9 protein-coding genes are annotated in these 13,461 nt (G+C 57.3%); 1 reads left to right on the top strand and 8 read right to left on the bottom strand.

The genetic code is table 11. From position 1 onward, the window contains the following. The 4 genes from BG52_RS06760 to kapB all read right to left on the bottom strand — a co-directional run. On the bottom strand, positions 1 to 934 hold a 934-nt coding region (locus BG52_RS06760; RefSeq protein WP_081793644.1), incomplete at its 3' end, for an NAD-dependent epimerase. 97 nt (positions 935 to 1,031) lie between these two features. Further along, positions 1,032 to 1,493 carry a PilZ domain-containing protein gene (locus BG52_RS06755; RefSeq protein WP_036582956.1) on the bottom strand — a complete coding sequence of 154 codons (462 nt, stop codon included), beginning with the start codon at positions 1,491 to 1,493 and terminating at the stop codon, positions 1,032 to 1,034. A gap of 406 nt (positions 1,494 to 1,899) precedes the next feature. Continuing rightward, complete coding sequence (gene gltB, locus BG52_RS06750; protein WP_036582953.1) at positions 1,900 to 6,501, bottom strand: glutamate synthase large subunit; 4,602 nt, start codon at positions 6,499 to 6,501, stop codon at positions 1,900 to 1,902. Positions 6,502 to 6,922: 421 nt separating this feature from the next. Then, positions 6,923 to 7,309: a sporulation phosphorelay system protein KapB gene (kapB, locus tag BG52_RS06745; RefSeq protein ID WP_317628071.1), complete on the bottom strand. Its 387-nt coding sequence runs from the start codon at positions 7,307 to 7,309 to the stop codon at positions 6,923 to 6,925. A 172-nt stretch (positions 7,310 to 7,481) separates the two neighbouring features. On the opposite strand from kapB, the gene BG52_RS06740 reads away from it, so the two are divergent. Next, entirely contained in the window at positions 7,482 to 8,603 is a 1,122-nt protein-coding gene (locus BG52_RS06740) for a UDP-N-acetylglucosamine--LPS N-acetylglucosamine transferase (RefSeq protein WP_036582950.1), read from the top strand. A 130-nt stretch (positions 8,604 to 8,733) separates the two neighbouring features. Here BG52_RS06740 and BG52_RS06735 read toward each other — a convergent pair whose 3' ends face one another. The 4 genes from BG52_RS06735 to BG52_RS06720 all read right to left on the bottom strand — a co-directional run bounded on the left by BG52_RS06735 (position 8,734) and on the right by BG52_RS06720 (position 13,341). Then, positions 8,734 to 9,519: a C40 family peptidase gene (locus tag BG52_RS06735; RefSeq protein ID WP_036582947.1), complete on the bottom strand. Its 786-nt coding sequence runs from the start codon at positions 9,517 to 9,519 to the stop codon at positions 8,734 to 8,736. Positions 9,520 to 9,915: 396 nt separating this feature from the next. Further along, complete coding sequence (locus BG52_RS06730; protein WP_036582945.1) at positions 9,916 to 10,812, bottom strand: cation diffusion facilitator family transporter; 897 nt, start codon at positions 10,810 to 10,812, stop codon at positions 9,916 to 9,918. A 217-nt stretch (positions 10,813 to 11,029) separates the two neighbouring features. Further along, positions 11,030 to 11,554 carry a zinc ribbon domain-containing protein gene (locus tag BG52_RS06725; protein WP_051587727.1) on the bottom strand — a complete coding sequence of 175 codons (525 nt, stop codon included), beginning with the start codon at positions 11,552 to 11,554 and terminating at the stop codon, positions 11,030 to 11,032. Positions 11,555 to 11,718: 164 nt separating this feature from the next. After that, entirely contained in the window at positions 11,719 to 13,341 is a 1,623-nt protein-coding gene (locus BG52_RS06720) for an ABC-F family ATP-binding cassette domain-containing protein (RefSeq protein WP_036582943.1), read from the bottom strand. Positions 13,342 to 13,461 lie beyond the last annotated feature (120 nt).

Genomic DNA, 13,461 nt, shown 5'->3' with positions numbered 1-13,461 from the left:
AGCCGACGGCCGCCTGCAGCGCGTCGATATCCGCGAACGTCTCCGCCACGTCTCCGTCCTGCATCGGCAGCAACTCGATCTCCGCCTTTCTGCCGATCGCCTCTTCAAGAGAGCGGATGAAATGCATAAGCTCAACGGGCCTGTTATTGCCGATGTTATAGACGCGGTAAGGGGCACAGCTTGTCGCAGGGTCGGGATGAAGCCGGTCCCAGGACGGCTCGCCTTGAGGGATGTGGTCCATCAGGCGCCTGATGCCCTCCACGATGTCGTCGATATAAGTGAAATCGCGGCGCATTTCGCCATGGTTGAACACCTGGATTTTCTCGCCAGCCATCATTTGGCGCGTGAATGAAAAGTAGGCCATGTCCGGTCGTCCCCACGGGCCGTATACGGTGAAGAAACGAAGCCCTGTCGTCGGCAGACCGTATAAATGACTGTAGGTATGGGCGAACAGCTCATTCGCCTTCTTCGTTGCCGCGTACAGGCTGACCGGGTGATTAACCGCGTCTCCCTCTGAGAACGGCATCTTCGCATTGGCGCCATAAACCGAGCTCGACGAGGCGTAAATGAGATGAGGCGTTTTCTGATGCCGGCACGCTTCAAGAATATTGGTGAAGCCGGCGACGTTCGAGACGACGTACGCGTGCGGATTTTGCAGGCTGTACCGCACGCCCGTTTGCGCCGCCAGATGAATCACCCGGTCGAACGTATGCGCGGCGAACAGCTCCTCAATCGCAGCCAGATCCTCCAGATGACATCTAGCCAGCTCGAACCGCTCGTATCCGAGCAATTGCGCCGCGCGGTCTTCCTTCAAGCGGACCTCGTAATAATCATTGAAGTTGTCGGCGCCCACCACCTGATGACCTTCCTCCAGCAGCCTGATCGCCGTATGGAAGCCGATGAAGCCTGCCGCTCCCGTGATCAGTATTTTCATCTCCAAATCCTCCTTGAGCATTCTCTTCTCTTTGCATTGTAGCATTTCATTCCTTCCCGCTGCCATGACCGTTCGCCGCCGCCCCATCCGGAGCTTCTTACCTGCAAAGATCAAGAAAAGGCGCCACGTCCCTGATATGGGTCTCATATTCGGACATCCGGCGGTACGCGTCATGAATTTTCGCTTCAGCGGAAGCCAACCGGAGCTTGCGTTCCATGGCGGTCTGGAGCTCGTCCATCTCCTGCTCGCTGAAAATCAGGCGGACCCCGTATACGTAGAGGTTTTCTTCGATGGTCTGCCACACGACCTCACCAAGAAGGAGGAAGCTCCGGTCATCCAGATCGACATTAAAGCCGACCCGGTAATCCTGCCGGACCGGAAGCTTCAATGAACTGACGAAATGGAGTCCTTCCGTATTAAGATTCAAAATGAGCACCGGCCGGATTCCCGACCGGACCGGCTTGCAGGCTACACTGGCGACTGATAGACCGGCCCATATCATCCCCGGATATTTAAGCCGCAGTTGACGACGCTCTTGCGTAAACTCCCCTGTTTTCATCTGCACCGACCTCGCTTTTTGATCCAAATTGTATACATAAAAGATACGTAATGTATCATATTGAGGTTTATTTAAGGCTGCAATCCGTAGCAAGCCGAACGCCTTAGGATGGGAGCGTTGACAAGGATGCAAGCGGTCGTGGACCCGATCGATGCCCGGCAATGAAAAAGGAACCGGCCGCGATATGAGTTATTATAAGGGGTTAACTCATCGCTGTCTGTCGAATATTGTTCGGATGCAGGGTGTTCTTTTGTCGGATAGACGGAGATCTGGCTTAAAAAATTTCGTTTTAAACTTCCTCTGCTAGGGGTATCTACCTCGCACCATCGCTACTAATACAACGAAAACAAAAAAACCGGAGGTTTCGACACGAAACCTCCGGTTACCGTTCTATCGCTATTCGGAATCAGTTGCCTCCCACGCGGGCCAGGTCCCGCATGTTCGCTTCGAATGCCGCCAGTAAAGCAGCTTCGCCTTCAAGGCCCGATTGATGCATCTTCTCGATTTGTTCAAGCATCCGTTTATAGTCTTTCGGAATGACCTTCACGAACTTGCGCACTGCGGTCTGCCAATCGTTCAGCACCGCTCGGCCCGCTTCACTGTCCGTATATTCAACATGACGGCGGATCATTGCCTGCACTTCCGCGATTTCCGATTCGTTCTCCAGCCGCTCGAGGCTGACCATCTCCATATTGCAATGGTTATAGAAATCCCCGGCTGCGTCATACACATATGCCACGCCGCCGGACATGCCCGCCGCGAAGTTGCGTCCGGTAGAACCGAGCACGACGACGCGTCCGCCGGTCATATATTCACAGCCGTGATCGCCGGTTCCCTCGACGACGACCTTCACGCCGCTGTTCCGAACCGCGAAGCGCTCGCCTGCGATACCGCGGATGTAGGCTTCACCGCCGGTTGCGCCGTAAAATGCCGTATTGCCGATAATGACGTTCTCTTCGGCCTTGAACGTCGCTTTCGGTGACGGCGCGATAATGATTTTGCCGCCCGACAAGCCTTTGCCGACGTAGTCGTTGGAGTCTCCTTCAAGAGAAAGCGTGATGCCCTTCGGTACGAACGCGCCGAAGCTCTGACCGGCCGAACCGACGAAGTGGAAACGGATCGTGTCCTCCGGAAGGCCGGCCGCACCGTAACGGCGAGTCACTTCGCTTCCCAGCACGGTTCCCACTACGCGGTTCGTGTTGGCTACCGGCAGCGTTGCCCTTACCGCTTCGCCCTTCTCCAGCGCCGGCTGCGCAAGCGGAAGCAGCTGCTTCACGTCAAGCGATTCATCCAGCCCGTGGTTCTGCTCCTGCACACAGTAGCGCGGCGCGCTCGCCGGCACTTCCGGCTGGTACAGCAGCGGCGCCAGGTCGATGCCTTTCGCCTTGTAATGGTCGACCGCCTGCTTGACCTCCAGCATGTCGGAGCGTCCGACCATCTCCACGATGGAACGGAAGCCGAGCTCAGCCATAATCTCGCGCAGCTCCTCTGCAACGAAACGCATGAAGTTGACCACGAAAGCCGGGTCGCCCATAAATTTCTTGCGCAGCTCGGGATTCTGCGTAGCCACGCCTACCGGACAAGTGTCCAGCTGGCAAACACGCATCATGACGCAGCCCAGAACGACAAGCGGAGCGGTCGAGAAGCCGAATTCCTCGGCGCCGAGCAGGGCGGCGATCGCCAGGTCGCGGCCGTTCATCATTTTGCCGTCGCATTCGACGATGACACGGTCGCGCAGATTATTGAGCATGAGCGTCTGATGCGTTTCCGCGAGACCCAGCTCCCACGGCAGACCCGCATGACGCATCGAGGCCATTGGAGACGCGCCGGTGCCGCCGTCATAACCGCTGATCAGGATCACGTCGGCGCGTCCTTTGGCAACGCCGGCCGCAATCGTGCCGACCCCCACCTCGGAGACAAGCTTCACGTTGATCCGCGCCCGCGGATTCGCGTTCTTCAGATCGTGGATCAGCTCCGCCAGGTCCTCGATCGAGTAGATGTCATGGTGCGGCGGCGGCGAGATCAGGCCGACGCCCGGCGTGGAGCCGCGAACTTCCGCGATCCAAGGGTAAACCTTGCGGCCCGGAAGCTGTCCGCCCTCGCCCGGCTTGGCACCCTGCGCCATCTTGATCTGGATCTCGTCGGCGTTCACCAGGTAGTTGCTCGTCACCCCGAAACGTCCGGAAGCGACCTGCTTGATCGCGCTGCGACGCGAATCGCCATTCGCGTCCGGAATGAAACGCGCCGGGTCCTCGCCGCCCTCGCCGGTATTCGACTTGCCGCCGATCCGGTTCATCGCGATCGCGAGCGATTCGTGAGCTTCCTTGCTGATGGAGCCATAGGACATGGCGCCCGTCTTGAACCGTTTAAAGATCGACTCCACCGACTCCACCTCGTCGATCGGAATCGGATTGCCTTTCTTGAACTCGAGCAGCGAACGGAGCGTCGCGTATTTGCGGTCTTCGCCCTGCACGAGATGGGAGTATTTCTTGTACAGCTTATAATCATTCTGGCGCGTCGACATTTGCAGCGTATGGATCGTCTGCGGGTTGAAGAGATGGTCCTCTCCATCCTTGCGCCATTGATACTCGCCGCCGGAGTCCAGTTCAAGATCGGCGCCTTCCTTACCCTCGTACGCATAGTTATGCGCCTTGAGCGCTTCCTCGGCGATCACGTCGAGCCCGATGCCGCCGATGCGGGACGGCGTCCACGTGAAGAACTCGTCGATGACGTCCTCACGCAGGCCCACCGCTTCGAAAATCTGGGCGCCGCGGTAGGATTGTACCGTGGAGATGCCCATTTTGGACAAAATCTTGACCACGCCCTTGGTGGCGGCCTTGATGAAGTTCTTGACCGCCTTCTCGTGCGAAATGCCGCGCAGCAGACCTTGGCGGATCATGTCGTCAAGCGTCTCGAACGCCAGATACGGGTTGACGGCGCTGACGCCGTAGCCGAGCAGCAGCGCAAAATGATGCACTTCACGCGGCTCTCCGGACTCCAGCATCAGGCTGACCTTCGTCCGTGTGCCTTGGCGGATCAGATGATGATGCAGCGCCGATACGGCAAGCAGCGCCGGGATGGCCGCGTTGTCCTTGTCGATGCCGCGGTCGGACAGAATGATGATGTTATGGCCCTTGGCAATGACGCGGTCGGCCGCTTCGCAGATCGTCTTCAACGCATCGCGCAGACCGGCCTCGCCCCCGCTGCTCGGGAAAAACATCGGAATCGTGATCGATTTGAAGCCCGGGCGGCGGATATGGCGCAGCTTCGCGAACTCCTCGTTGGAGAGCACCGGCGACGCCAGCTTGATATGGCGGCAGCTTTCCGGCTCCGGCGCAAGCAGATTGCGCTCAGGGCCGATCGTCGTACCGGTCGCGGTGATGATCTCCTCGCGGATCGCGTCGATCGGCGGGTTCGTTACCTGGGCGAACAGCTGCTTGAAGTAGTTGTACAAACGCTGCGGACGTTCCGACAGCACCGCGAGCGGCGCATCGTAGCCCATCGAACCGATCGGCTCCACGCCGCTGCCGGCCATCGGCTCCAGCACCTTGCGCAGGTCCTCGAACGTATAGCCGAACGCTCTCTGGCGGCGCTGCACGGTCGTATGATCTGGCTCCGGCAGCTCAACCGCTTCCGGCAGATCGTCCAGGCCCACAAGATGCTCGTCGAGCCATTCCTGGTAAGGCTTTTCGGACGCGATGCGCGTCTTCACTTCATCGTCGGACACGATACGGCCCTCTTTGGTGTCGACAAGCAGCATCCGTCCCGGACGGAGCCGGTCTTTATACAAAATGTTCTCCGGCTCGATCGGGACCGTGCCCGCTTCCGAGCCGAGAATGATATGATCGTCCTTCGTCACATAGTAACGCGCCGGACGCAGACCGTTCCGGTCCAATATGGCTCCGATCTGCGTGCCGTCCGTAAACGCCATCGCGGCCGGTCCGTCCCACGGTTCCATCAATGTGCTGTGGTATTCGTAGAATGCCTTTTTTTGTTCGCTCATGCCCTCGTGGCCCGACCACGGCTCAGGCACCATCATCATCGCCACATGCGGCAAGGACCGGCCGGCCAGATACAGAAATTCCAGCGTGTTGTCGAACATCGCCGTATCTGAGCCGTCCGGGTTGACGACCGGCTTGATTTTGTCCATGTCCTCGCCGAACAGCTCGGACGCGAACAGCGTCTGACGGGCATGCATCCAGTTGATGTTGCCGCGCAGCGTGTTGATCTCGCCGTTATGAATCAGGTAACGGTACGGATGCGCGCGTTCCCAGCTCGGGAACGTGTTGGTGCTGAAACGGGAGTGAACGAGCGCGAGCGCGGTGTCCATCGCTTCGTCGTTCAGCTCGATATAGAAGGAACGGACCTGCTCCGTCGTGAGCATGCCTTTGTACACGATCTTCTTGCTCGAAAGGCTCGAGAAGTAGAACATGTCCCCGCCTTCGACGCCGCTGTAGCGGATCGCCAGTTCGGCGCGCTTGCGGATGACATAAAGCTTGCGCTCGAAAGGAAGCTCGCCCTCCACGCCCGCGCCGCGGCCGATAAATACCTGACGCACATAAGGCTTCACGGCCTTCGCCGATTCGCCCAGCTTCTCATCGTTGGTCGGTACGGTCCGCCAGCCGAGGAATGTCTGGCCTTCTTCGCGGACGATCGCCTCGAAGCGGCGCTCATGCTCCGCGCGAAGCTTCTCGTCCTGCGGCAGAAACAGCATGCCGACGGCGTAATCGCCTTCCGCCGGCAGCTGGATTTCCAATCCTTTCAATTCCCGTGCAAAAAAAGCGTGCGGTATCTGAATCATGATCCCCGCGCCGTCGCCCGTATTCGGTTCGCTGCCTTGACCGCCGCGGTGCTCCATGTTCTCAAGGACGGTAAGCGCCTGGCGGATGATCTTGTGCGACTTGATGCCTTTGATACTCGCCACAAAGCCCATCCCGCAAGCGTCCTTCTCGAACTGCGGATCGTACAGGCCTTGCTTTGGCGGCAATCCCAAACGATTAACTTTCATGTTGTGCAACCTCTCTATCAAAAGATTTTGTGTAAGCCGTCCATATGGAGAACAAAAACGCTTCATTTCCGGAGGCTTTTGTCATAGAATGGAAACAGGGATCTGGCTGAGGAGCCGGATCCGGAAACAGCTGAAGTTTGCATCATAGTACTCTAGTATAGCCCATTACCTGTCCATCAGAAATGGATTATTCCGCGCATCATTTGCATTTTCCACCTTTCATTTTATCACCCCCCCCAACCGATATCTATTTAAACTTTTTTATGATCGTGATAAGGGATTTTTTTATTCCCTGCTCCGTTTGAAGAATGTGGACGAAATGAACGGACGTTCGGGAAACTAGCGGTGCATACGCTGGCCACACAAAAGGGCTGCCTCCGGAGCAGTAAGCCTCTGCTCTTCGGGACAGCCCTTGCTTATATCAATATTCGCCGCGCAGCTCATCCAGAAGTCTGATGCCCTGCTCCGCCCAACGCTTCAGCCCGTCGAGCCGGCTGCGCTCTTCATCGAGCGCCCGCAGCAGCGATTCCCGGTATTCGGGAACGGCGCCCGCGTAAGGCTGCAGCTCGCGGGTCAACACATTCACCTTCTCAGTGTGGCTAAGTGCCCGCCGCTGGTGGAACATCGGCACGTCCGGCTCATACGGATGGTGCAGGTCCCCCTGCTCCGGATGCTTCAGCACCGCCAGCGTCTTGACGAGTGCGCGCGCTCCATTGAACTCGATGATTTCACCGACATAGGCGCCCGACTTATACGCCATTCTTACAAGCTGGCCGGCCTGAACGCAGCCATTTTCGATATCGTTCAACTTTTTCAACCTCCAACTCGTCTGATGTATCATGCCATCGTGATCCATTATACCGCACTTTTCTTTATTCTTTAGGATAACTTAAGAAAAGGACGGGCTTTCGACGGCGCGCCCACCTTGTCAATTGGTATCCACCTTTCGTAATATGGTAATAGGAAAAGTAGGTGAGACGATGCGTAAGAAACGAGTGCTTCTGCTCTCGGAAGGGTTCGGATCCGGACATACCCAGGCCGCCTATGCGCTGGCCGTTGGCATACGTCAGCTTAATCCCGACATCCAGACCCGTGTAATCGAGCTGGGCAAATTTCTGAATCCGGTGCTGGGGCCCTGGATTGTATCGGCCTATCGTAAGACGGTCAGCAAGCAGCCGAGACTGGTCGGCATGATGTACCGGACGAACTACAAGCGATCCCTCAACCGATTCACCCAGCTTGCGCTCCATCGCATATTTTATACGCAAACGTCCCAGGTCATTACCCAGCTGAAGCCGGATCTGATCATATGCACCCATCCTGTGCCGAATGCGGTCGTTGCCCGCCTCAAAAGGCTCGGGTTAAACGTGCCCCTGTATACCGTCATTACCGATTACGACGCGCACGGCACCTGGACGAACACCGAGGTGAACAAATATCTCGTGTCCACGCCTGTCGTCAAGCGCAAGCTGATCGAGCGCGGCATCGCCGCAACGAGGATCGAGGTCACCGGCATCCCGGTCCATCCGGATTTCTGGAAGACGCATGACAAGCAAGAGACACAACGGCAGTTCAGCCTTAAGCCGATGCCTACGGTGCTTGTGATGGGCGGCGGCTGGGGACTGCTGAACGACGACAACGATCTGTTCGAATATATGACCGAAACGTACCGCGAGCAAGTCCAGATGATATTCTGCGTCGGCAGCAACGAAAAGGCGAAGGAAAATCTCGAAGCGAATCCGTCTTTCCGGCATCCGAATATCCGGATTCTCGGCTTCACCCGCGAGGTAAGCAAGCTGATGGACGCCTCCGACCTGCTGATTACGAAACCCGGCGGTATGACGTGTACCGAGGGGCTCAGCAAAGGCATACCGATGCTTTTCTACGAGCCGATTCCGGGGCAGGAGGAAGAAAACTGCGAATACTTCGTCCAGAGCGGCTTCGGCGAGATGCTGGCGGATGAAGCATCTATAGACAAATGGTTCACGCTCATTCAGGAACCCTATACAACCGTGCAATACCGCCGTACGCTCATGACCATGCGCAACCAGCAATACAACCCCGAGCAATGCTCCCGCGCCGTGCTGCAGATGATGCAGTGAACGGCGCTTTTCGGCGCGATTGTTGGTTGCCGCTTCCGCTTGCGGGCCATACGAAGCTAAGCAAACGCGCCGGGCAAACGAAAACCGCCGGAGAGCATGCCCCCCGGCGGTTGTCACAGAGCCGATGGCGTCACAAGACACTGCCGCCAAAAAGAAAACGGTATTCCCAATGCTTGTTCGCGAGGTCATCGATTCTGACCCCGCCGGCCTTCTTCGAATACGTATGCAGCACTTTGCCGTTGCCGAGGTAAATGCCGTTATGCGTAATGCGGGCGGTCGATTTGTTGACGCCTGCGTATGCGGACGGCTTCGAGCCTCTGTAGCTCATGAAAAACATAACGTCGCCGGGCTTCAGCTTGGTCCAATCCGTAATGACGCCGCCCTTGTTCTTCAGATACTGTCCTTGACTGCGGGAATCGGCGGGCAGCTTCAAGCCGACGCCGTCCAGAAACGCTTGACGAACGAAATCCGAGCAGTCGAAGGTGGTTGTCGTGCTCCGGTCGGAGCCGAACTCATACGGCGTGCCGAGATATTTCATGCCGGCCGCGATCACGCGCTCAGCCTGCTGCGACGGCAAGGCCCCGTTCACCGGTGCGGACACGGTGTTGGAAGGTCCGGGGTCTGCGGGACGGCTCCCGCTCGCCTTTATGTATTTGGCCTGGGTTGAAACGTAGCCCGTGTCGCCATTTTCCGATCGAACTTTGTACCAGTACGCATTCGGCTGGTCCATGATGGTGACGCGCTCACCCGTCTTCAAATATCGGATGAAGCTGCCGGTTGCGCGCGGCGCCTCGCGAAAGCTGACCCCCGACACAATTTCTCCCTGTTTGACATTGTTCGCCGCTGCGGCGGAACCCGGCAGCGAGGCGGTAACGAGCATCGCTGACGCGACAAAGATCGTAGCCCACTTTTTCATGATGTGCATCCTCCATTGTCGAATTATGCCTTGCGGTAATACCCCCATTCTAGTGGGACAGGCTTCCCGGCACATCCATCGACAGCCCTAAAAAAGCAGGCGCCGAAGCAAACGGAATGCCGTCGCACCAAAACCGTCCTTTTCACCCAAAACAGCGAAAACCGAAACGTCCAAGTCATAAAAACAGCGTTAACTTGCCAAAAATCAGACATTTGGCGTCCTGCTTCCCTTGAAAACAAGTCTGCTCAGCCACTAGTCCTTTAGCGCTAAACTACTCTGACAAAACCGGGACGCGGTGCAATTTACCAACGTTTTAAATCCCTTCTCCTCTTTTTGTGCGCGCAGCGCAAAGCGCCCCGGGAGGATATCCCCCGGGGCGCTTCTTTTTGCGTGCGGCTACCGCTTCTCACGGAATTGCATCGCCTCGATCTCATACGGCTCGACATGCACGTGAACGTTCATGATATTGTGCTTGCCTTCCATCCGCCGCTCGATCTCTTCGCTGATCCGGTGACTTTCAATCAGGGATAAGCCCGGATCGACGAGCACGATGACGTCGATCAGCACATTACTGCCGTGCACGCGGGCTTTGATGTCCTTGATCGAACGAACCCCCTTGGTCCGCTCGATCGTGCCGCGCAGCGTGCTCAACTGATTCGCGTCAAAGCCATCCGTCAAGGCATGGGTCGAGCTGTAGAAAATGTCCCACGCCGTCTTGCAAATGAGCAGGCCAACGGCGAGAGCGGCCACCGGATCGAGCCACGGAAGGCCGAACTGCGAGCCGATGATGCCGACCGCCGCTCCGACGCCGACCAGCACGTCGGAGAGGTTGTCCTTGGCGGCGGCCATAAGCGCCTGGTTGTTGATCCTCTTCGCCAGGCGACGGTTATATTCATACACGCCGAACATGCAGACCGACGCAGTCAGCGCCACCCATGCCGACGTCAGGCCGGGCACCGCCTCATCGCCTTCAAACAGTGACCGCACCGCGCCGATCAGCACCTGCAGCCCCACCGATGCCATAATGAACGAGGCGACGAGCGCCGCGATCGTCTCGGCCCGGAAATGGCCGTAAGGATGATCCTGATCCGGCGGCTTTTGCGAGATTTTCAGACCGATGAGCACTGCAGTAGAAGCTATAATGTCCGTCAGGTTATTGAAGCCGTCCGCGACTAGCGCATCCGACAGAAACCAGTATCCCGCACCCAGCTTGACGGCCGATAAAATCAAATAGGCCGCGATGCTGATCCATGCTCCCTTTTCCCCTTCTTTGATGTCCTGATACTGATCCAACTGCCGCACCTCCGCTTACCCGGTTCAAACCAATAACGGTATCATACCGGATCCCCTTCGTTTGGGTCTAGAGAAACAGTGTTGCGCTGCTCGGTCTTTTATGCCCAGACGCAACTTGTTTGTCCGTTCTCAACACGGGCGGACGAACGTCCGCGAAGGATTAGGCTACCCTTATCCGGCAAAAATATCCGTTATATCCCAGCGGTTCCGCACTCCCTTACAGCAGTGGATCGGCCGGCGGCGGATTATTCGATCCGGAGCGGTCGGCCGGGGCCAGCTCATTGCCGCACTCGACGCAATAGCGGGCCGCGATGTCATTCTCGGTCCCGCATACGCTGCACAGCACGCGAATTTCGCCGACGATCGACTCCGCCGGCTTCTCGTCGTCCTCCGGAAATTTTTTGCCGCAGTCCGGGCAGAACCGGGCGTTAACCGGCGCAGCCTTGCCGCAGTCCGGGCAACTTTTCTCGAGCTTGATGTTCGTGATTTTCTCCTGAATGAGCCTGATGTCCTGGTGCAGGTCGGACAGCTGCTCGCAATAATCGATGACTTCCGTCTCCGACCGCGAAAGGTCCCCCCGCGCATAGGCGTCGTACACCGCCTTGCCCGTGCGCGCGTACAGCCGGTCAATCTCCTTCTCGCGGGTGGAAATCTGCGACTTCATCTTCGTGATCTCAACCGTCTGCTCCACCTTGCGGGCCGCCTCTGTAGCGCCCTGCTTCATTCGTTCGAATATTGACATACGTATTTCTCCTTTGTGCCATTGATTATGTATCTATTTACCCACTTTAGTTACGTTTTATTAATACGGCCGGTTGCGCCGCATGACGGACCCGAGGGCGCACTTACAAAAAAGAAAAGGGGGCCACCTGCGTGGCCCGCCATTCTTGCGGTTATAGGCGCTTGTTACGCCGAATAGGCTCTGTCGCGCAGTTCCTTGATCTCGCTGCTCTCCAGATATTCGTCATAGGTCATCATCCTGTCGATCACGGTGCCCGCCGGCGTGATTTCCACAATGCGGTTGGCGATCGTCTGCACGAATTGATGGTCATGCGAAGTAAAGATCAATGTGCCGTCGAAGTCGATCAGCCCATTGTTGAGCGCCGTAATCGACTCCAGGTCGAGATGGTTCGTCGGTTCGTCCATCAGCAGCACGTTCGAGCCGGACAGCATCATTTTGGACAGCATACAGCGGACCTTCTCGCCCCCGGACAGCACACTCGCCTTCTTGAGCGCCTCGTCGCCCGAGAACAGCATCCGGCCCAGGAAGCCGCGGATGAACGATTCGTCCTGATCCTTCGAATATTGGCGCAGCCAATCGACCAGATTCGTTTCTACCCCATCGAAATAAACGGAGTTGTCCTTCGGAAAATAAGCCTGCGTCGTCGTCACGCCCCACTGGAACGTGCCGGCGTCCGGCTCGAGCTCTCCCGTGAGCAGCTGGAACAGCACCGTCTTCGGCAGCGTGTTCGGACCGACGAGCGCGATCTTGTCGCCCTTGTTGACGGTCAGCGTCAGGTTGTCGATCAGCTTCTCGCCGTCGATCGATTTGGTCAGCCCTTCGACCAGCAGCAATTGCTTGCCCGCCTCGCGCTCCGGCTTGAAGTTAATGAACGGATATTTGCGGTTGGAAGGCCGGATATCGTCAAGCGTAATTTTGTCGAGCAGCTTTTTGCGGGACGTCGCCTGCTTCGCCTTCGACTTGTTGGCGCTGAAGCGCTGGATGAACGCCTGCAGCTCCTTCATCTTATCTTCCTTCTTCTTGTTCTGGTCGCGCATGAGCGCAAGCGCCAGCTGGCTGGACTCGTACCAGAAGTCGTAGTTGCCGACATACATCCGGATTTTGCCGAAGTCGATGTCCGCGATGTGCGTACAAACCGTGTTCAGAAAGTGACGGTCATGGGATACGACGACGACGGTGCCTTCATAGCCGGCCAGGAAATTTTCCAGCCATTCGATCGACTGCATATCCAGATGGTTGGTCGGCTCGTCGAGCAGCAGAATCTGCGGGTTGCCGAACAGCGCTTGCGCCAGCAGCACCCGCACCTTCGCATTGCCGTCGAGCTCGTTCATCAGGCGGTCATGCATGTCCGTCGTGATGCCGAGACCGTTCAGCATCGCGGCCGCTTCCGATTCGGATTCCCAGCCGTTCATCTCGGCGAATTCCGCTTCGAGCTCGCCTGCGCGCATGCCGTCCTCATCGGTGAAGTTCTCTTTCATATAGATGGCGTCTTTCTCTTTCATCACATCATAGAGCTTTTTGTAGCCCATGATGACCGTATCGAGCACCTTGAATTCGTCGTACTCGAAATGGTTCTGCTTCAGGACCGCAATCCGCTCGCCCGGCGTAATGTGGACTTCGCCGTTGGTAGGCTCGATCTCACCGGATAAAATTTTCAGAAACGTCGACTTGCCCGCGCCGTTGGCGCCGATCAGGCCGTAACAGTTGCCCGGCGTGAACTTGATGTTCACATCTTCGAAAAGCGCACGCTTGCCGTAGCGCAGCGTAACGCCGCTGGTGCTGATCATGTGCGTAATCCCGTCCTTATTCTCGTATTTCCACTCATCGTTCCATTATAGCATACACCGGCGCCAAAAAGGGACGGGAAGCTTCAAGCTTGTTCCGGCGACCGGCGGGTCAAGTCCGCT

The sequence above is a fragment of the Paenibacillus darwinianus genome, assembly GCF_000598065.1.
In the GTDB taxonomy this organism is placed as follows: Bacteria; Bacillota; Bacilli; order Paenibacillales; family Paenibacillaceae; genus Paenibacillus_I; species Paenibacillus_I darwinianus.
The sequence above is the reverse complement of the archived record's forward strand: the minus strand, read 5'-3'. Positions and strand labels throughout refer to the sequence as shown.

What these genes read in the sequence shown, in the direction of transcription:
- BG52_RS06755 (WP_036582956.1), bottom strand. Translation starts at nt 1,493, where the DNA reads ATGAAAACAGGGGAGTTTACGCAAGAGCGTCGTCAACTGCGGCTTAAA.
- gltB (WP_036582953.1), bottom strand. Translation starts at nt 6,501, where the DNA reads ATGAAAGTTAATCGTTTGGGATTGCCGCCAAAGCAAGGCCTGTACGAT.
- BG52_RS06740 (WP_036582950.1), top strand. Translation starts at nt 7,482, where the DNA reads ATGCGTAAGAAACGAGTGCTTCTGCTCTCGGAAGGGTTCGGATCCGGA.
- BG52_RS06735 (WP_036582947.1), bottom strand. Translation starts at nt 9,519, where the DNA reads ATGAAAAAGTGGGCTACGATCTTTGTCGCGTCAGCGATGCTCGTTACC.
- BG52_RS06725 (WP_051587727.1), bottom strand. Translation starts at nt 11,554, where the DNA reads ATGTCAATATTCGAACGAATGAAGCAGGGCGCTACAGAGGCGGCCCGC.
- BG52_RS06720 (WP_036582943.1), bottom strand. Translation starts at nt 13,341, where the DNA reads ATGATCAGCACCAGCGGCGTTACGCTGCGCTACGGCAAGCGTGCGCTT.